This window comes from Limnohabitans sp. 2KL-17 (genome assembly GCF_003063415.1).
GTDB lineage: Bacteria > Pseudomonadota > Gammaproteobacteria > Burkholderiales > Burkholderiaceae_C > Limnohabitans_A.
Map to the genome: position 1 here is coordinate 86,494 of NZ_NESK01000006.1, position 18,360 is coordinate 104,853.

The following is an 18,360-nucleotide window of genomic DNA, read 5'->3' on the forward strand; positions in this document are numbered from 1 at the left end:
ATCGTCATATCCTGGCCAGAGAGGCCTGGCCAGCGCCTCACGATCCCGGGGTGGCCGCCGTGATGACACCACGCAGTATCTGATCGCGCTCCAGGCTTTCAAACAAAGCCTTGAAGTTGCCTTCGCCAAAGCCCTCATCGGCTTTGCGCTGAATGAACTCAAAGAACACCGGGCCGAGCAGCGTCTGGCTGAAAATTTGCAACAGCAAACGCTTTTCACCATTCGCGGTCGAGCCATCCATCAATATGCCCCGTGCCTGCAAGTCGGGCACCGGTTCGCCATGGCCTTTGAGGCGCTCTTCGAGCATCGCGTAATAGATGTCATTGGGTGCGGTCATGAGCGGGATCCCCGCCATCTGCAAAGCGTCCACGCTCTTCAAAATGTCGTCAGTCAAGAGGGCAATGTGCTGGATGCCTTCGCCGTTGAACTGCATCAGGAACTCTTCAATCTGACCGCCCGTCTTGCCCGACTCTTCGTTCAAAGGAATGCGGATCATGCCATCGGGCGCGGTCATGGCGCGGCTGGTGAGGCCAGTGTGTGTGCCCTGGATGTCGAAGTATCGGATCTCGCGGAAGTTGAAGATCTTTTCGTAGAACTGGCCCCAGAAAGCCATGCGGCCCTTGTACACGTTGTGCGTCAGGTGGTCGATGATCTTCAGGCCATGCCCGGGCGGGTGGCGATCCACCCCTTCGATGAATTCAAAATCGATGTCGTAGATGCTCTTGCCGTCTTCGAAGCGATCGATCAGATAAAGCGGCGCACCGCCAATGCCCTTGATGGCGGGCAGACGCAATTCCATGGGGCCAGTCGGAATTTCCACCGGTTGTGCGCCCAATTCGATCGCACGGGAATACGCCAGGTGCGAGTCCTTCACCCGAAACGCCAGCGCACAGGCGCAGGGCCCATGCTCGGCCGCGAAATAGCCCGCCAGGCTTTTGGGTTCGCGGTTGACGATGAAATTGATGTCGCCCTGACGGTAAAGCACGACGTCTTTGGAGCGGTGTTTGGCCACCAGCGTGAAGCCCATTTTTTCGAACAGGGGTTCCAGCGTGTTGGGGACAGGGGATGCAAATTCGACGAACTCAAAACCACACAAACCCATGGGGTTGTCAAACAAATCGGTCATGAAAATCTCCAGTAATGAACCGGGCCACGCTGCTATATGAGCGGGGCCCGACATGAAATCGGTCAAGCAAAAAGGGGGGTGCTTAAAAAGCCCGCGGCGGTGCGCAGGGCTTGCCCCGCGTGCTGCGCGCGAGGTGGATACCGAAAATCAAAACCTGGATGGCCATGAACGCATGGTCGTCGCCTGATCACTAAATGTCAAGCGACGACCACAAGCTTTATTGCGGCTCGATACCGACCTTTTTAACCAACGCGGCAAAGCGCTCCATCTCAGAGCGGAAAGCTTTCTGCGCCTGCTCGACCGAGCTGATGGCAATGGTGTTGCCCTGTTTGGCCATGGCCTCCTTGACGGCCGGGTCATTGAAGGCGGTGACCAGCGCATCGTGGACTTTTTTCACCACGGGTGCACTCATGCCCTTGGGGCCAAGCACGCCAAACCAGGCGTCGATCACGTAACCGGGCAAGCCTTGTTCGACAAAAGTCGGGACGTCGGGCGCGGCGGCGTTGCGCTTGTCACCACACATGCCCACCGCCTTGAGCGCGCCACTCTTGATGTGCTGCTGCACACTGGGCAGGGCCACCACCGCGAAATCAATCTGGCCGCCCAGCAGATCGGCGACCATCGGGCCCACGCCTTTGTAGGGAATGTGGCGGGCTTTGACCCCGGCTTCGTCGACGAACATCTCGGCTGCCAGGTGCAAGATGGTGCCGGTGCCGCCCGAGCCAAAGTTGAAGCCATCGGGTTTTGCCTTGAGTGCAGCGATGAATTCACGGCCACTGGTCGCAGGCACGCGCTGCGGATTAGCCACCAGCACCAGGGGCGTTGCACCCACCAAAGCGATGGGTGTGAAATCGCCCGGCATCTCGAACGGCAGGTTCTTGATCACGCTCGGAAAGATCACCACGTTGTTCGAGACCACCGACAAGGTGAAGCCATCGGGTGCATTTTTAGCCATGGCCTGCAGGCCAATGATGCCGCTGGCACCTGCCTGGTTTTCAACCACCACGCTGGTACCCAGTGCACGGCCCAGTGCCGGTGCCGCAGTGCGGGTGATGGTGTCCACGCCCGAGCCAGTGGCGTTGGGCAAGATGAACTTGACGGGCCGGTCAGCCTGCGCCAGGGCCAATCCGGGCACAGCCATTGCCGCAGCCGATGCCAATGCCGACAAAGCCGTGCGTCGTGTAATGGGGTGTTTCATGGTTTGTCTCTCTTTGTGATGTGAATGGGTCATTTTAAGGACGATGGCGTCAACCGTTCAGGCCACGGCCTTGAGTGCGCGCAGGCGCTCAATTTCGGCGGCGCTCAGGCCCAGACTTTGCAGCAACTCGTCGGTGTTTTCGCCTTGCTTGGGTGGCTGGTGGCGCACACCCAGGCGCTGCCCGTCCATGGTGAAAGGAAACAGCGCAGCGCGCGCGGTTTGCCCCGCCTTGGGGCCATCGGTCAGGCGCACATCGGCCAGGCCGCCCGTGGCCTGCAGGTGCGGGTCGTCGAACAGTTCTTCGGGTTTGACAATGGGCGCAAAAGGCAAACCGGCTTTTTCAAAAACGGCCGTCAATTCGGCAGCGGTGAACACCGCCAGACGGCGGCGCAGTTCAGGAATCAACTCGGTACGCAGCGACACACGGGCGTTGTTGTCGAAGTACCGGGGATCGGCCTTGAGATCGGCATAGCCCAGCACGTCACAGAAGGTGGCCCATTGCGCATCGCTCACAGCGGCCAAAAAGATTTGTTCGTTGTGCTTGACGGTGAACACGTCGTAGACCGCCCAGGCCGAAATCCGATTGGGCATGGGCTCGGCCGCCACACCGGTGATGGCGTATTGCAGCATGTGCTGGCCCACCAGAAAAACGTTGTTTTCAAACAAGGCCGACTGGATCTCTTGCCCGCGCCCGGTGATGCCGCGCTGAATGAGCGCGCCCAACACGCCGATGGCGCCAAACATGCCGCCCATGATGTCGTTCACGCTGGTGCCTGCGCGCAGCGGGTCGCCGGGGCGGCCGGTCATGTAGGCCAGGCCACCCATCATCTGCACCACTTCGTCCAAGGCCGTGCGGTGGTCATACGGGCCAGGCAAAAAGCCCTTGAGGCTGGCATAAATGATCTTCGGGTCCTTGGCCGACAGACTGGCGTAGTCCAGGCCGTACTTGGCCATGGAGCCAGGCTTGAAGTTCTCGGCCACCACATCGGCCGTGGCGCACAGTTTGCGTGCCATCTCGGCACCTTCTGGCGACTGCAAATTCAACTGGATGCTTTTTTTGTTCCGGTTGAACATCGGGAAAAAACCCGCACCCGAACCCAGCAAATGCCTGGTGCGGTCGCCTTCGATGGGCTCCACCTTGATGACCTCTGCCCCCATGTCGGCCAGCACCATGCCGCAGGTGGGGCCCATGACCATGTGGGTGAACTCGACTACCCGAAGGCCTTCGAGCGGGAGTTTTTTGACTGTGGAATTCATGCTGCCTGCAATCCCTGGGGTGATTTCAAATACGTTTTGGGCAAGCCCGCTTGGGCGATGCTGCCATGCAGACATTCTCCCGCAAGCCACTGGGCCACTTGGGCGCGCAGAGTGATCAGGGCATCCCAGTCGATGCCTGTCGCAATGCCCATGCTGCCCATCAGGTACACCAGGTCTTCTGTGGCCACGTTGCCGCTGGCGCCTGGCGCGTGTGGACAGCCGCCAATGCCAGCCAGGCAGGCGTCAAAGCGCGTTTCACCGGCTTGCAATGCGGCCATGACGTTGGCCAGGCCCAAGCCGCGCGTGTCGTGGAAGTGTCCACAGCCAAGCTGGTCGCCCGCCACTTCGCGCGCCCGGGCAAACAGCTCACCGACCTGGCGCGGATCGGCATAGCCCACCGTGTCGGCCAAGCCCACCCGGTCAACCCCATGCCCATGCCCCAGCGCCAACACGGTCTGCAGCAGGCGCAACACCTCGTCCGCATCGACCCGGCCCTGAATCGTGCAGCCAAACGCGGTGCTCATGCCCACTTCGATGCGGATCGCCGAGCCGCGTGCCCGACGGGCTTCGATGATGGCGCCGATTTCAGTCACCACGTCGTCGGGCGCCTTGCGCAGATTGGCCAGACTGTGCGCATGACTGACCGACAAGGGCAGCAGCATCCAGTCGGCGCCACTGTCCATGGCCCGCTCGGCCCCCTTTAGGTTGGGTACCAGCACCGACACGCACAGGCCAGGCAGGCTTTTGGCAAAGGCCACCAACTCGGCCGTGTCGGCCAGTTGCGGCAACAGTTTGGGGGGCACGAACGAGCCCACTTCGATTTCGCGGATGCCTGCGTTGTAAGCGCCCTGAATCCACTGCAGCTTTTGCGCGGTGGGCAGCGTGCGGGCGATGCTTTGCAAACCATCGCGCAGGCCCACTTCGCGGACCGTCACGCTTTGGGGCCATTGAAATGCGTTCATGCCAAATGTCCTTGTCTCAAAGTAGTCCCGTCGTTGTCTGGCGCTCACCTGCAGCAAGCTGCCAAGCCCCCACCGCATCGAACGGAACATGGCCAGTCACAGTCATGGCCGAATCATGGGTGGACGAAACTGCAGCAACTCAGCGGTAAAACACCTCGACCTTGCCCTTGAGCTTGATCAGCAGCGGCTGTCCTTTGCGGTCCAGTGTCTTGCCTGCCGGCACCTTGACCCATCCTTCGCTGATGCAATATTCCTCCACATCCGTGCGGTCCTTGCCATTGAAGCGAATCCCGATGTCGTGTTCAAACACGGCGCGCACGTGGTGCGGACTGCGAACATCGATCGACAGGTGATCGGGCAATTCGGGGCGGGGGGCGGCAGGCTGGATATCGGTCATGGGATTGGGCTTTTTAAAGCCTTCGAATCTATACCAAAAAGAGGCGCTGGTTCGAATTTTGTGCAGTGGTCCCGTCGGAACTGGCCTCAATGCACAAAAACATCGCGCAACTCGGCGTTGCTGAATCTTGCGCTGAATGCAATGCCCAGATCAATTTGTGACGCATGCGCCAGTCAATGGCGCGGCCCCTTGCCAAATGTCAGAGAAGGCCTGGCCGAACAAAGCCAAGTGGCAAAATGCCCAGTCCTCAAAACATGTCGCTGCATGTCATGCCTTTTCACCTCCAGGCTCAAACCCTCGTCCACGCACCCCATCCATGATGTCTCCCCCCTTCGGCACGCTCGGCATTGATTTCGGCACCTCCAACTCGGCCATGGCCTGGGCCAGTGCGCAAGGCGCTGCGCGGCTGATTGCGTTGGAAGGCGAAGCCCTGGCCATGCCCACGGCGGTGTTCTACAACGCCGAGGACCACAGCACCCACTTCGGTCGCGATGCCGTCAAGCATTACCTAGAAGGCACTGAAGGCCGCTTGATGCGGTCGCTCAAAAGCCTGTTGGGCAGCCCCTTGTTGATGGAAACCACGCAGATCAACCACCAGCAGATCAGTTTTCAGGACATCATCGGCACTTTTTTGGCCAGCCTGCGTGAGCGTGCCACCCAAAGCCTGGGCACCGCACCCCGTCGCGTGGTGATGGGCCGGCCTGTGCATTTCGTGGACGACGATCCTGAGCGCGATGCGCAAGCCGAGGCCTCGCTGAGGCAGGCCGTGCAGTCGGTGGGCTTTGACGAAGTGTTTTTTCAACTGGAGCCGATCGCGGCCGCACTGGACTACGAACAACGCCTGAGCCAGGAAAGCACCGTTTTGGTGGTCGATCTGGGCGGCGGCACCTCGGACTTCACCGTGGTGCGCCTCGGGCCGGACCGCATGAGAAACACCGATCGGAGCCAGGACATCCTGGCCACCACCGGCGTGCACATTGGCGGCACCGACTACGACCGCCAGCTCAACCTGGCCAAGGTCATGCCCTTGCTCGGCTACAAGCACCTTGGCCTTGAGCAGCGCGAAGTGCCCAGCCGTGTGTTTTTTGACCTGGCCACCTGGCACCTGATTCATTGGCAATACCAGCCCAAAGCCATCAGCCACGCACAAACCTTGCGCAGCAACTACAGCGACCTGCGCCTGCACGATCGGCTGATGCAGGTGCTGACCGAGCGCCACGGCCACCACATGGCACACAGCGTCGAGCAAGCCAAAATTGATTGTTCGGTGCACGATGCCGATGCAGTGATTGACCTCACGGTCGTCGAGCGCGGACTGCAAGCCACTTTGGCCGTGGCCGACATGCACGATCACCTGCAAGGGTTGATGGCCCGCACGGTGGCTTGCGCACGTGAGTGTGTTCAACGCGCCAGCCTGACCGATGCCTCCTTGGATGCCGTTTACCTCACCGGTGGCTCATCGGCCTTGCGCACTTTCCAGCATGCCTTGCAGTCCGAGTTTCCGGGCGTGCCGCTGGTTGAAGGTGACTTGTTTGGCGGCGTGGCCTTGGGACTGGCCTACAGCCGCTGAGCGAACGGCTCACCGTCGTTTCCTAAGCGCCGCTCCAAGCCGTCAACGGGCACAAAAAAACCACTCGGGTCGTGACAACCCGAGTGGCCTGGATGTGAGCGCAGTCGATCAGCCCTTCATGCTGGCCAAATCCGTGTTGAAGGTCACGCTGGGGCGCATGATCGCGGCCAGTTTGGCCTTGTCGGGCATGAAATAACCGCCGATGTCCACGGGCTTGCCCTGAACCGCATTGAGCTCGGCCACAATTTTTTGCTCATGCTCGGTGAGCGCTTTGGCCAAGGGCGCGAACTGGGCCGCCAACTCGGCGTCTTCGGTTTGCGCAGCCAGCTCTTGTGCCCAGTACATGGCCAGATAAAACTGGCTGCCACGGTTGTCCAGCTGGCCGGTCTTGGGCGAGGGGTTCTTGTTGTTGTCCAGCAGTTTGCCGGTGGCGGCATCCAGCGTCTTGGACAAAACAACCGCTTTTTTGTTGCCGGTTTTCAATCCCAGATCTTCCAGCGACACCGCCAACGCGAGGAACTCTCCCAGCGAATCCCAGCGCAAGTGGTTTTCTTCGACCAGCTGCTGCACATGCTTGGGGGCAGAACCACCCGCACCGGTTTCGTACATGCCGCCACCGGCCATCAAGGGCACGACAGACAGCATCTTGGCCGAGGTGCCCAACTCCATGATGGGGAACAGGTCGGTCAAGTAGTCGCGCAGGATGTTGCCCGTGGCGCTGATGGTGTCCAGGCCACGCACCACGCGCTCCAGGGTGTAACGCATGGCGCGCACCTGGCTCATGATCTGGATTTCCAGACCGGCCGTGTTGTGCTCATGCAGGTACATCTTGACTTTGGTGATCAGCTGCGCTTCGTGGGGACGGTACTGGTCAAGCCAAAACACCACAGGCATGCCAGAGTTGCGGGCACGGGTAACGGCCAGCTTGACCCAGTCACGAATGGCGGCGTCTTTCACCTGGCACATGCGCCAGATGTCACCGGTCTCCACGTTTTGCGACAGCAAGACTTCTCCAGTGTTGATGTCGGTGATGTTGGCCACGCCGTCTTCTGGAATCTCAAAGGTCTTGTCGTGCGAGCCATATTCTTCGGCTTGCTGGGCCATCAGGCCCACGTTGGGCACGGTGCCCATGGTTTTGGGGTCAAACGCGCCATGCCACTTGCAGAAGTTGATCATCTCCTGGTAAATGCGGGCAAAAGTGGACTCGGGCATCACAGCCTTGACGTCTTTCAGGCGGCCGTTGGCGTCCCACATCTTGCCGCCATTGCGGATCATGGCGGGCATGGAGGCGTCCACGATGATGTCGTTGGGCGAGTGGAAGTTGGTGATGCCCTTGGCGGAGTCCACCATGGCCAGCTCGGGGCGGTGCTCGTGGCAGGCGTGCAGGTCACGCTTGATTTCGTCTTGCTTGGACTGCGGCAGGGTGGTGATCTTGCTGTACAGATCGGCCATGCCGTTGTTCACGTTCACGCCCAGCTCTTCAAACAATTTGGCGTGCTTGGCGAACGCGTCTTTGTAAAAGATTTTGACGCAGTGACCGAACACGATGGGGTGGGACACCTTCATCATGGTGGCTTTGACGTGCAGCGAGAACATGACGCCGGTTTTGCGCGCGTCTTCAATTTCTTTTTCGTAAAACTCTTCCAGCGCTTTCTTGCTCATGAACATGCTGTCGATGACTTCACGGTCCAGCAAAGAAACTTTGGGTTTGAGGACGATGGTTTTGCCGCTCTGGGTGATCAGCTCCATCTTCACGTCACGGGGGCGGTCCAGGGTCATGGACTTTTCGCCATGGTAGAAGTCACCCGCGTGCATGTGCGAGACGTGCGAGCGCGAGGCCTGGCTCCACTCGGCCATGCTGTGGGGGTTCTTGCGGGCAAATTCCTTGACGGCGCGGGGCGCGCGGCGGTCCGAGTTGCCTTCACGCAGCACGGGGTTGACGGCGGAGCCGGTGCACTTGGCGTAGCGGGCTTTCAGGGTCTTTTCTTCGTCGGTTTTGGCGTTTTCAGGATAGTCCGGCAAGGCGTAGCCTTTGGCCTGCAGCTCTTTGATGGCAGCCACCAACTGGCCCACGGAGGCGCTGATGTTGGGCAACTTGATGATGTTGGCCGAGGGGTTCAGGGTCAGCTTGCCTAACTCAACCAGGTTGTTGGGTGCGCGCTGCTCAGGCGGCAACATGTCTGAAAACTCGCCCAAAACTCGCCCAGCCAGCGAAATGTCGCTTTCGGCCACTTCGATGCCCGCAGGGGCCGTGAACGTGCGAACGATGGGCAAAAACGCAGCCGTGGCCAACAAAGGGGCTTCATCGGTCAGTGTGTAGATGATCTTGGATTTTTCTGCGGCCATGTTTACTCTCGTTGTCTGTGGTGTGAAAAGAACCCGACGTTCGGCGGTGTGTCGAACCGATTCAAAAATCGCCCTTGTAGGGCGGTTTAGCCCGTCACTTTATCTCAAATAAACCCCCGTTTAGCTGACTGAGCTGTCGGGCCGCCGCCTCATGGGGATTGCAGTCAGGCGCTTGAACACCCGGGCGATTAAACTGGCACCCGTTCTGAACCGCGCCCAGCTCTGTGCTGGGCGCCTCTTTTACCAAGTCTGGGCGTTTGGCGCCGGACCCTCACCAAGGAAGACCCCATGGGCGCCCAATGGAAAGCAAAAGGCAAGGCACAGGCAGCAGACGCCAGAGGCAAGCTGTTTGGCCGACTGGCCAAGGACATCATGATTGCAGCACGCAATGGCGCCGACCCGGCCGCCAACTCGCGTTTGCGTCTGGTGGTCGAGCAGGCCCGCAAGGTGTCCATGCCCAAAGAGACACTGGAGCGCGCCATCAAGAAGGGTGCGGGCCTTTTGGGCGATGCCGTCAGCTTTGAACGGGTCATTTACGAAGGCTTTGCGCCGCACCAAGTGCCCGTGATGATCGAGGTGCTGACCGACAACGTGAACCGCAGTGCATCCGAGATGCGTGTTTTGTTTCGCAAGGGCCAGCAAGGCACATCGGGCTCAGTGTCCTGGGACTTTGACCATGTGGGCATGATCGAGGCCGAACCCGCTGCGGCGGGCGCCGATCCGGAATTGGCCGCCATCGAAGCCGGCGCACAAGACTTTGAACCCGCCGATGAAGACGGCGTGACGGTGTTCATCACCGAGGCGACCGACCTGGACCTGGTCAGCCGCGCCTTGCCCGCACACGGCTTCACGGTGGTGTCGGCCAAACTGGGCTACAAACCCAAAAATCCGGTCGACCCGGCCAGCCTGAGCCCGGAGCACCTGGAAGAAGTCGAGAGCTTTCTGGGTGCTGTCGACAACAACGACGACGTGCAAAACGTGTTTGTGGGGCTGTCAGGCTGAGCCTGCTCGGTATGCCGGGTGAAACAACGCACTGAAACACACAGCCCACCCGACTAAGGTGGACTGGTTTCGTTTTCAGGAGCGTTTTTCATGAACCTGTCCCAACTTTGCCAGCGCGACATCCTCACCGTGAGCGCCGAGGCTTCTGTGCGCAAGGCCGCAGAGATGATGCGCACCCACCATGTAGGCGCACTGGCTTTGACCGACCCCGAAGACCCGACGCGGGTGGTGGGGGTGGTGACCGACCGCGATCTGGTCATCCATTTGCTGGCGCAAGACCGCACGCCGCAAGAACAGAACATCGGCGCGTTCAGCACCGTTCATTTGATTCGGGTGCCCGGCACGGCCACGGTGCACGAAGCGGTCAAGGCCATGAACCAATATGGCGTGCGTCGGGTATTCATCACCGCGCCCAACGGCCGGCTGATGGGCTTGTTGTCCATCGATGATTTGCTGGCCACCTTGGCAGACGAGCTCAGTGGCTTGTCGCAGGCATTGCGCATGGGCATCGACCTGGAAAGCAGCCGAACCTCGCCCATGTTCAACCCGACCGAAGCCGGCAGCATGTACCTGGCGCAGCACGAGCCTTGACGCAGACAGGCCTGGTCAAGGCAACAAATCCAAACCCAGCTCTTTCAAAAAGGCGTTGTGCTTGTCCTTGGCGGCCTTGATGTCCTCTTCAATGCTGACAAGCTGCTGGTGCGTTACCGACAAGTCAATCTCAGCGTCCGCCACCGCCGTGCTGATGTAGCGCGAAATATTGAGGTTGAAATCGTTCTTCTCAATCTCGGCCATCTCCACACGGCGTGAATAACGCGTCTCTTCCTAACGGAACTGGTAGGTCTTGATGATCTTGGCAATGTGCGCTTCGCTCAGTTGGTTCTGGCGCTTGCCTTTGTCAAAGTGATCCGCCGCGTTGATGAACAACACATCGTCCGGCTTTTTGCACTTCTTGAGCACCAAGATGCACACAGGGATGCCGGTGGAATAAAACAGGTTGGACGGCAGACCAATAACGGTGTCGATGTGCCCGTCTTTGAGCAGCTTGGTGCGAATGCGCTCTTCTGCCCCGCCGCGAAACAACACACCGTGCGGCAAGATGATGGCCATCACGCCTTCGTCTTTGAGGAAGTGAAAACCGTGCAGCAAAAAGGCAAAGTCTGCCGCCGACTTGGGCGCTAGGCCGTGATTTTTAAAGCGCACGTCGTCGGCCATGGCCTCGCTGGCGTCCCAGCGCAAGCTAAAGGGTGGGTTGGCCACGATGGCATCAAACGATGGCTTCTTGGCTGGGTTTAGCTCGCGCAGCTTGTCCCATTCGTTGGTGAGTGTGTCGCCGTGAAAGATTTCAAACTCGGTGTCTTTCACCCCGTGCAGCAGCATGTTCATGCGGGCCAGGTTGTAGGTGGTGATGTTTTTCTCTTGGCCGTAAATCTTGCCAATGCCGTGCGGCCCCATGCGCTTGCGCACATTCAGCAGCAGCGAGCCTGACCCACAGGCAAAGTCCATCACGCTCTCTAGCCTTTGCTTATGCCCGGTCTTGGGCTCTTGGCTGTCCAGCGTGACGATGGTGGACAGAATGTCTGAGATTTGCTGCGGCGTATAAAACTCGCCCGCCTTCTTGCCCGAGCCTGCGGCGAACTGGCCAATCAGGTATTCATAGGCATCGCCCAGCGCGTCGGTGTTGGTCGAAAAGTCTGCCAAGCCTTCGGCAATTTTTTGAATGACAGTGCACAGCACGGCATTGCGTTCGCTGTAGCCCTTGCCCAACTTGGATGAGCCCAAATCAATCTCAGAGAACAGGCCTGCAAACGTGCTCTCGAACGATTCGTTCTCGATGTACTTGAACCCAGCTTGCAGTGTGTTCAGTAACTCGCTGTCTTGCGTGCGGGCCATGTTGGCTACGCTGCTCCACAAATGCGCTGGCTTAATCACGTAATGCACCTTGCGGCGCATCTGCTTTTCAAACGCGGGCACGTCGGCGGCGTTGGCGGCATACCAAACGGCCAGCGGCACTTGCTTGGCCTCAGCGTCTACCTTGGGGTAATCAGCACCCAGCTCTTTCTGAGCAGCAGCCTCGTAGTTGTCAGACAGGTAGCGCAAGAACAGGAATGACAACATGTAGTCGCGAAAGTCGTCTGCATCCATCGAGCCGCGCAGCTGGTCGGCAATGGCCCAGAGGGTTTTGCCCAATTGTTTTTGGTTTTGTTCGGTCATGGTGTCTTTGCAACAAAGGGGCTCAATGTAGATCGGCTGGCGAACCACAGCACTTTTTAAACTTTTTGCCGCTACCGCAGGGGCAAGGCTCGTTGCGGCCTACCTTGGTGCCCATGGCTTGCGCGGTCTGTCGCTCGGCCACGGCTTGGCGCACCGGCAGCCAATAAGCGTGTATCTGCAGCACGTTGTCTTCAATCTGCGCGGTCAACTTGGCACGCTGCTCAGGCGTGCGGATCAGATCGTCCCATTCGGGCGGCGCATCCTCGTCGCCCAGCAGCGCAATAGGGTGGTACCACTGCTGGCCTTGCGGGTCACGCAGCAGGGGCTGCCAGGCGGCCAAGCTCAGTTTGACGCCTTCGGTAAAGCCGTGTGCCCATCCTTCTGCATCGTCCTCTTCACGGCCGTTGTGTTCAAAAACAGGCCACATGGGCGCAAACACCGGCGGACTTTGCTCCAGGCCCCAAATGATGCTGTTGTAATGCCGCATGATCAGCCCCATCAGGTGGTTCACCTGCTCCAGGCTGTCCATGGGCGGCATCATGCCCCCATCGTCCAGATCCCACACCTTGGGCAGCCACCGGCTGGGCATCACCGTCTCAGGCCCTATGGCGATGGCGTGCAAAAAGCCATCCAGCGTGTCCAGCGTCATGCCTTGGTCGGCGTCCACCTCCAGCAGCAGGCCATCCAGCTCGTCCAGTTCCTCTTCCGACAGCGCCTCCATCATGTTGTGCGCGAGGGCTTTACTGGCCTTTGGTGATGATTTTTTCAGCGTATCCAGCTTGGCCAACATCTCGGCCTCGCTGGCCATGGCCCCGGCCTGTGCATTGGCATAAAAGCGGTGTATCCCGCCTTCGGTCTCTATCTCGGTCAGTGCCGCGTCCAGCGCTGCTTGGTCGGTGGCAAAACGCTCATCAAACACGGTAGACGTGCCCGTTTCGTCCTCAATTTCTAAAATCCAGTCCGGCTCGTTTGCGCCCCGGTAAATGTCAATGTGCAGGGTGTGCCCCTCGCCACTGAGCATGCGCGCCAGGGGGGAGTGGATGATGTCGTGAGTATCTTCAGTCATGGGTTTTCTTTGTCAGCGCGCTCATGCCGCCACCTTTTGCGCCGAGGGAAACAACTGCTGCATCAAGCCCTTTTTGTGGGTCTTTAAGGTGTCGAGCTGTTGGGTTTCGGCTGTGATTTGGGCGTCGAGGCTGCTCAGGCAGTCGGCGATGCCTTGTTGTTCGGGCGGCTTGGGAATCGCGGTCGCATATCCAAGCAAGTCGTCGCGGTTGATTTTTGGAATCTTCCCTCGGGCGGAACTTCGGATCGCGTGTTCGAGGAACTTATCGGAGAGAAGCAAATACAAGAGGTAACTTCGCAGTACGGCGGCGTTGACAGACCGAATAGGATAAATATCCGCGCTGCAAATGCCTGAGAAATCTGGCGCGGCTGCCTTGTTCAAAGCAGGACGAATCTTCGAGTAGAGAACATCGTTTTCGTCGAAGAGGTAGTTCCCGCTGATTACCCCCTTTTCACCAGCGGATTTCACGTTCACCAATTTGCCAGTATTGGACTCGATGTTCTCGCTGCCGATCTGCGGAAAGCCGCTGTATGTTGGCTGCGTTGGGTCAACTTGGCCGGACGCAACCCGCACGATTTCAGACAGTGCTTTCATCTCCCACTCCCCAGCATTTTGAAACTCAGGAAACCGCAAACGCGGTTGGGTTTCGCCTTCGCGGGGAAAGAGTTGCTGCATCAGTCCTTTTTTATGGGTCTTGAGCGCATCGACTTTGCGCGCTTGCGCTGCGATCAGTTCGTCCACCGAACTCAGACAGTAGGCGATTTTTTGTTGTTCTTGAGGTGCAGGTACGGGAATTTGCAGCTCTGAAAATTGCTTGTAGCTGATCATCTTTCCATCACGAAGACCTTTTAGGTTCTTGGTGAGGATTTGAATGAATCTGTCTGTTTTCAGATAGTGCTTGTAGTAGGCGTCAGAGCCCTCTTTGCGCCGTCTCAAAATGACGTATGCCGGGCTGCAGATGCCGTGGTACTGCGAGTATTCAACACCCCCCTGGAACGAGCGCAGGCTGATGATGAAGTCGCCCACTGAGACAACTTTGTAACTCTCGATGCTCTTGTCTGTGACTGAGACATGGTAGTCAATCATGTCTCGCGGAATGGCTCCGTGCTCTTGCGTGATCGCCAACACTGGCAGACCTGGCTCTGGATTCTTGTTGCTGATCTGCTCAAACAGGTGATTGCCTGAGTATTCTTGCCACCCATCCTCCCCTCGAAACTCCGGAAACTGCAGCTTCGGCACCCGCTTTGTTTTATCGACGCTCATCGCGCCAGCCTCTTGATGTGGTAATCGGCCAGTAGGCTGCGCATTTGCGCGATGACCATTTCAGTGACACTGGCGGGGCTTTTAATTGTGGCGAATTCGCCATCATTCAAAGCGGGGTTGCAAATGGACGCCCAAATGCCCAGTAGCTCCACGGTCTTGCGGTTCATGTATGCACCTCATCGGTGTTGTTCTGGTCATCCTCTTCCCACGTCTCGCGGTAGGCGTGGACGTATCTTGTGGTGGCGTGCGGGTCCAGCGTCCAGTAGTGGCGACACAGGGTTTTGAATAGGGCGAGGCCCTCCGGCAAACAGGCGTGGTCTAAAAGCTGATCAAGTGTGTGCTCGATCTGCTGCACATTGCGGCTGCCACTGCGCACCATTTCTTGAACAGTGGGCGTCAGTGTTTCGATGGCCTGCTCGCGCAGTGTTTGCAAATCGGCCATGTGTTTCTTCAACTCAGCAAGCAGATTTTGGTAAGCGGACGCGTCCGGCTTGGTGGTGTGCTGTTGGCGGATGGTCATTTCGACAAGGTCTTTCCTTGTGCGGTCAGTCGGTATTTTTGTGTGGGGCTACGTGGTGAGTCTGGCTGGGTCATCTGCACAAAATTCTGCTGTAAGGCCGGGTTCAAATAGCCTTCTAAAAAGCTCGGGCGGTGCTTAAGGTTCAGCAACTGCATCAGCTCTTTTGAGCCTTTGCTCTCTTGCCCCAGAGCCATGCACAGGCGACGTACTTGTTCGGTTACGCCCACGCGCTGGCCGGTTTTGTCGATGCCGATGTAGATGAATCCGCCTTCGTGGCTGTTGAAAAAAGCGACGACTTCTTTTTCCAGGTCGAGCTCGGGCGTGAGCTCGCGCTTGAGCTCAACGCGGTGGTTTTCACGCAGAGGTTCAGTGCTCATACGCGCTCAAGCCCGAAATGTCACGCCCTTGGGCGCGTTTGGTCAGCAGCGGAATCAGCTCGGCCATCAATGCGGTCTCGGCTTGGGCGCGGGCTTTCCACCCCAAGTCGAGCGGGGCCATGAGTTCGGTCAAGGCATCGCTGTCCAAAATCAGGCGCTGCAAGGTGCTGTCTACAAAGGCTTGTAGCGTTGCAGGTGCCAAGCCGTGTTGTGCAGCAATGGCGATTAGCTCTGCACTGTCTTTTTCTTTTTTGAAGCGGGCGTAGCCATCGCGGATAGACGCTTCGCTCAGGCCCTCGCCTACCTTTAGGGTGGCAATGTAGGCAGCAATTTCGTCGCGCTCGTTCATAAACTTGGCATCGGCGCTGATGAGGCCAATGAGTTCTTCACGGCTCATCTTCTGCTTGCCCGGCGCTTGGCTAGAGAAGCGCGACATGAGGCCCACGATGTAGTCGTAGTCGATGACGGCGCTGGCAAACAGCACAAATTCAAAGTCGAGCTGGTCCACCTCGTCGGTGATGGTGTGATCGCCTTGGCCGGGTTTGTCTTGCTGTTGTTTGAGGACCTGCGCGGTTTCCAGGTAAGCACCTCGAAAGCCTTGTTGCACTTCGCTGGGCAAAATTTTCTCGATGGCGGCAGCGTTGTCTGGGGTGAGGTCGGTATATTGGTCCAGCTGGGTTTTGAGGCGCTGCACTTCTTTGAACTTCTTAACAAAGGCGGCGCGGGCATCGTCACCCTTGAGGTTGGGCACTGCCTCAGGCGCACAAGCCAGGCCTTGAGTTTGCATAAAGTCGGCCAGCTCTTGCACCGCAGTTTGCAGCTTGTCGATGACGACGGGGGCTTTGTCCACCAGCCAAATTTCACGGGCTTTTTCTTCGCTCTTTTCGCCAGAGAACAAAGCAATGGCAGCATCGACCGCGTCTTTTTGGTGGCGGAAGTCGAGGATGTTGCCGTAGGGCTTGGTGCCGTTGAGCACGCGGTTGGTGCGCGAGAACGCTTGTATCAAGCCGTGGTGCTTGAGATTTTTGTCCACATACAGGGTGTTGAGGTATTTGCTGTCAAAGCCGGTCAACAGCATGTCTACCACGATGGTGATGTCAATCTTCTTGGCTGCTGGGTAGTCGGCATTGGGCCACTGTTGGTCTTTGATGCGCTTTTGAACGTCTTGGTAGTACAGATCGAACTCGCTCAAGCTATGGTTGGTGCCAAAGCGGGTGTTGTAGTCGGCAAGAATAGCTTTGAGCGCGGCTTTTTTGCTGTCGGGGTCAACTTGGTTGTCTTGCTTTTCTTGCGGCAAGTCTTCTTGAATTTGCTGCACGTCGGCATTGCCCTCGGCGGGCGGTGAAAACACGCAAGCGATGCTGAGCGGCACAAAGCCGGCATCAGCGGCGTGCTTGGCCGCTTGTGCTTCTTTAAACAGTGCGTGGTACTCAATGGCGTCGTTGATGCTGGCGGTGGCCAGCACGGCGTTAAAGCGGCGGCTTGCGGTAGCGGTGTCGTGCTTGGCCAAGATGGCATCAATCACGGCTTTTTTGGCTAAAGCCTCGCCCGGCTTGGGCACGTTTTTACCTTCAGGCTTGAAGTAGTCCACACGAAAGCGCAGCACGTTGGCGTCTTCAATGGCGTGGGTGATGGTGTAGGCGTGTAGCTGCTTTTGAAAGAGGTCTTCAGTCGTGCGCAGGCTGGCTTGCTCGTCTTCAATCTGGGTGCGGCTGGCGTTGTCTTCAAAAATGGGCGTGCCGGTAAAGCCAAACAACTGAGCCTTGGGGAAGAACGCTTTGATGGCTTTGTGGTTGTCGCCAAACTGCGAGCGGTGGCACTCGTCAAAGATGAAGACGATGCGCTTGTCTTGCAGTGGCGCGAGCTGTTCTTTGTAGGTGGCTTGGCCGCTGTTGGTGCGTTGCTTGTTGCGCTTGCTGTTTTCATCAAGTGCCAAGCCCAGCTTTTGGATGGTGGTGACGATGACCTTATCGGCATAGTCGTCTGACAGCAGGCGGCGCACCAAACTGGCGGTGTTGGTGTTTTCTTCGACGCAGTTTTCTTGGAAGCGGTTGAACTCTTCGCGGGTTTGACGGTCCAAGTCTTTGCGGTCCACCACAAAGAGGCATTTCTCTATTGTTGGGTTGTCTTTGAGCAGTGTGGACGCTTTGAACGAGGTGAGCGTTTTGCCGCTGCCCGTGGTGTGCCAGATGTAGCCGTTGCCAGAGTTGTCGTGAATGCAGTCCACGATGGCCTTGACGGCGTACACCTGATAGGGCCGCATCATCAGCAGCTTTTGCTCAGACGCCACCAACACCATGTAGCGGCTGATGGTTTCGCCCAGCGTGCATTTGGGCAAGAACTTCTGGGCAAAGTCATCGAGGTGGTTGACTTTGTTGTTGGCTTCGTCGGCGAACTGATAGATAGGCAAAAAGCGCTCGTCTGCATTGAACGCAAAGTGACGCGTGTTGTTGTTGGCGAAGTAATAGGTGTTGGTGCGGTTGCTGACGATGAACAACTGCAAGAAGCACAACAGGGTTTTGCTGTAGCCGTTGCCTGGATCGTTTTTGTAATCAACGATTTGCTCCATGGCGCGGCGCGGATTGACGGTCAGCGTCTTCAGCTCCACCTGAACGCAAGGCACCCCGTTGATGAGGATGAGCACGTCATAGCGGTGGTGGCTGTAATCGGTGTTGATGCGCAGCTGGTTGACCACCTCGAAGGTGTTTTTGCACCAGTCCTTGATGTTGACCAAGGTGTAGTTGAGCGGCGTGCCGTCGTCGCGGGTAAAGGCATTGCGCTCGCGCAGGGTGCGGGCGGCGGTGAACACGTCGGGAGTGACGATGTCTTCTAACAAGCGTTTGAACTCGGCATCGCTGAGGTTGACGCGATTGAGTTCTTGGAATTTCTCGCGGAAGTTTTGCTCAAGGGCTGCGCGGTCGCGAATGTCGTCGCGGTACGCGTATTTGAGGCTTTGCAGTTTGCCGATGAAGCCGTATTCAATTTGCTCTTCCTTGACGCTGTGTCCAGGTGCGCCAGAAGACAAGTCGTAAGTGAACTTCGAGGATGACATAGGCAAGCGC

General features: G+C 58.1%; 15 protein-coding genes and 1 pseudogene. 3 read left to right on the top strand and 13 right to left on the bottom strand.

Annotated elements, in window-relative coordinates:
- Positions 1-37: 37 nt before the first annotated feature.
- From hppD to B9Z45_RS04230, 5 genes are all read right to left on the bottom strand, one after another.
- Positions 38-1,126, bottom strand: a complete 1,089-nt coding sequence (hppD, locus tag B9Z45_RS04210) for a 4-hydroxyphenylpyruvate dioxygenase (RefSeq protein WP_108405977.1) — start codon at positions 1,124-1,126, stop codon at positions 38-40.
- 217 nt (positions 1,127-1,343) lie between these two features.
- Positions 1,344-2,324: a tripartite tricarboxylate transporter substrate binding protein gene (locus B9Z45_RS04215; RefSeq protein WP_108405978.1), complete on the bottom strand. Its 981-nt coding sequence runs from the start codon at positions 2,322-2,324 to the stop codon at positions 1,344-1,346.
- 57 nt (positions 2,325-2,381) lie between these two features.
- Positions 2,382-3,581: a CaiB/BaiF CoA-transferase family protein gene (locus B9Z45_RS04220; protein WP_108405979.1), complete on the bottom strand. Its 1,200-nt coding sequence runs from the start codon at positions 3,579-3,581 to the stop codon at positions 2,382-2,384.
- Positions 3,578-4,543 carry a hydroxymethylglutaryl-CoA lyase gene (locus B9Z45_RS04225; RefSeq protein ID WP_108405980.1) on the bottom strand — a complete coding sequence of 322 codons (966 nt, stop codon included), beginning with the start codon at positions 4,541-4,543 and terminating at the stop codon, positions 3,578-3,580. The genes B9Z45_RS04220 and B9Z45_RS04225 overlap by 4 nt, the downstream gene beginning before the upstream one ends.
- 139 nt (positions 4,544-4,682) lie before the next feature.
- On the bottom strand, positions 4,683-4,940 hold the full coding sequence (locus tag B9Z45_RS04230; RefSeq protein ID WP_108405981.1) for a DUF3297 family protein: 258 nt from the start codon (positions 4,938-4,940) through the stop codon (positions 4,683-4,685).
- Between the two features lie 316 nt (positions 4,941-5,256).
- On the opposite strand from B9Z45_RS04230, the gene B9Z45_RS04235 reads away from it, so the two are divergent.
- Positions 5,257-6,510, top strand: a complete 1,254-nt coding sequence (locus tag B9Z45_RS04235) for an Hsp70 family protein (RefSeq protein ID WP_108406021.1) — start codon at positions 5,257-5,259, stop codon at positions 6,508-6,510.
- A gap of 108 nt (positions 6,511-6,618) precedes the next feature.
- On the opposite strand, the gene B9Z45_RS04240 is transcribed toward B9Z45_RS04235, so the two are convergent.
- The gene (locus tag B9Z45_RS04240; protein ID WP_108405982.1) at positions 6,619-8,856 is read right to left on the bottom strand and encodes an NADP-dependent isocitrate dehydrogenase; all 2,238 of its coding nucleotides are present in this window, start codon (positions 8,854-8,856) and stop codon (positions 6,619-6,621) included.
- Between the two features lie 288 nt (positions 8,857-9,144).
- On the opposite strand from B9Z45_RS04240, the gene B9Z45_RS04245 reads away from it, so the two are divergent.
- Both B9Z45_RS04245 and B9Z45_RS04250 read left to right on the top strand, forming a co-directional pair.
- Complete coding sequence (locus B9Z45_RS04245) at positions 9,145-9,858, top strand: YebC/PmpR family DNA-binding transcriptional regulator (RefSeq protein ID WP_108405983.1); 714 nt, start codon at positions 9,145-9,147, stop codon at positions 9,856-9,858.
- Between the two features lie 90 nt (positions 9,859-9,948).
- On the top strand, positions 9,949-10,449 hold the full coding sequence (locus tag B9Z45_RS04250; protein ID WP_108405984.1) for a cyclic nucleotide-binding/CBS domain-containing protein: 501 nt from the start codon (positions 9,949-9,951) through the stop codon (positions 10,447-10,449).
- 15 nt (positions 10,450-10,464) lie between these two features.
- Here the strand turns inward: B9Z45_RS04250 and B9Z45_RS04255 are convergent.
- The 7 genes and pseudogenes from B9Z45_RS04255 to B9Z45_RS04280 form a co-directional block, all read right to left on the bottom strand.
- Positions 10,465-12,072, bottom strand: a pseudogene (locus B9Z45_RS04255) (type I restriction-modification system subunit M).
- 22 nt (positions 12,073-12,094) lie between these two features.
- Positions 12,095-13,138 carry a UPF0149 family protein gene (locus B9Z45_RS04260; protein WP_108406022.1) on the bottom strand — a complete coding sequence of 348 codons (1,044 nt, stop codon included), beginning with the start codon at positions 13,136-13,138 and terminating at the stop codon, positions 12,095-12,097.
- 21 nt (positions 13,139-13,159) lie between these two features.
- Entirely contained in the window at positions 13,160-14,401 is a 1,242-nt protein-coding gene (locus tag B9Z45_RS04265; protein WP_108405985.1) for a restriction endonuclease subunit S, read from the bottom strand.
- Positions 14,398-14,568 (bottom strand): hypothetical protein, encoded by a 171-nt coding sequence (locus tag B9Z45_RS17020; RefSeq protein WP_158270377.1) that lies wholly within the window; start codon positions 14,566-14,568, stop codon positions 14,398-14,400. The genes B9Z45_RS04265 and B9Z45_RS17020 overlap by 4 nt, the downstream gene beginning before the upstream one ends.
- Positions 14,565-14,921: a hypothetical protein gene (locus tag B9Z45_RS04270; RefSeq protein WP_108405986.1), complete on the bottom strand. Its 357-nt coding sequence runs from the start codon at positions 14,919-14,921 to the stop codon at positions 14,565-14,567. Before B9Z45_RS04270 ends, B9Z45_RS17020 begins: the two co-directional genes overlap by 4 nt.
- Entirely contained in the window at positions 14,918-15,298 is a 381-nt protein-coding gene (locus B9Z45_RS17230; protein ID WP_199221843.1) for a helix-turn-helix domain-containing protein, read from the bottom strand. The genes B9Z45_RS04270 and B9Z45_RS17230 overlap by 4 nt, the downstream gene beginning before the upstream one ends.
- The gene (locus B9Z45_RS04280; RefSeq protein ID WP_108405987.1) at positions 15,288-18,350 is read right to left on the bottom strand and encodes a type I restriction endonuclease subunit R; all 3,063 of its coding nucleotides are present in this window, start codon (positions 18,348-18,350) and stop codon (positions 15,288-15,290) included. Before B9Z45_RS04280 ends, B9Z45_RS17230 begins: the two co-directional genes overlap by 11 nt.
- Positions 18,351-18,360 lie beyond the last annotated feature (10 nt).

Excerpts from the sequence above, each read along its gene's own strand:
- hppD (WP_108405977.1), bottom strand. The coding sequence starts at position 1,126 with ATGACCGATTTGTTTGACAACCCCATGGGTTTGTGTGGTTTTGAGTTC.
- B9Z45_RS04215 (WP_108405978.1), bottom strand. The coding sequence starts at position 2,324 with ATGAAACACCCCATTACACGACGCACGGCTTTGTCGGCATTGGCATCG.
- B9Z45_RS04220 (WP_108405979.1), bottom strand. The coding sequence starts at position 3,581 with ATGAATTCCACAGTCAAAAAACTCCCGCTCGAAGGCCTTCGGGTAGTC.
- B9Z45_RS04225 (WP_108405980.1), bottom strand. The coding sequence starts at position 4,543 with ATGAACGCATTTCAATGGCCCCAAAGCGTGACGGTCCGCGAAGTGGGC.
- B9Z45_RS04230 (WP_108405981.1), bottom strand. The coding sequence starts at position 4,940 with ATGACCGATATCCAGCCTGCCGCCCCCCGCCCCGAATTGCCCGATCAC.
- B9Z45_RS04235 (WP_108406021.1), top strand. The coding sequence starts at position 5,257 with ATGATGTCTCCCCCCTTCGGCACGCTCGGCATTGATTTCGGCACCTCC.
- B9Z45_RS04240 (WP_108405982.1), bottom strand. The coding sequence starts at position 8,856 with ATGGCCGCAGAAAAATCCAAGATCATCTACACACTGACCGATGAAGCC.
- B9Z45_RS04245 (WP_108405983.1), top strand. The coding sequence starts at position 9,145 with ATGGGCGCCCAATGGAAAGCAAAAGGCAAGGCACAGGCAGCAGACGCC.
- B9Z45_RS04250 (WP_108405984.1), top strand. The coding sequence starts at position 9,949 with ATGAACCTGTCCCAACTTTGCCAGCGCGACATCCTCACCGTGAGCGCC.
- B9Z45_RS04260 (WP_108406022.1), bottom strand. The coding sequence starts at position 13,138 with ATGACTGAAGATACTCACGACATCATCCACTCCCCCCTGGCGCGCATG.
- B9Z45_RS04265 (WP_108405985.1), bottom strand. The coding sequence starts at position 14,401 with ATGAGCGTCGATAAAACAAAGCGGGTGCCGAAGCTGCAGTTTCCGGAG.
- B9Z45_RS17020 (WP_158270377.1), bottom strand. The coding sequence starts at position 14,568 with ATGAACCGCAAGACCGTGGAGCTACTGGGCATTTGGGCGTCCATTTGC.
- B9Z45_RS04270 (WP_108405986.1), bottom strand. The coding sequence starts at position 14,921 with ATGACCATCCGCCAACAGCACACCACCAAGCCGGACGCGTCCGCTTAC.
- B9Z45_RS17230 (WP_199221843.1), bottom strand. The coding sequence starts at position 15,298 with ATGAGCACTGAACCTCTGCGTGAAAACCACCGCGTTGAGCTCAAGCGC.
- B9Z45_RS04280 (WP_108405987.1), bottom strand. The coding sequence starts at position 18,350 with ATGTCATCCTCGAAGTTCACTTACGACTTGTCTTCTGGCGCACCTGGA.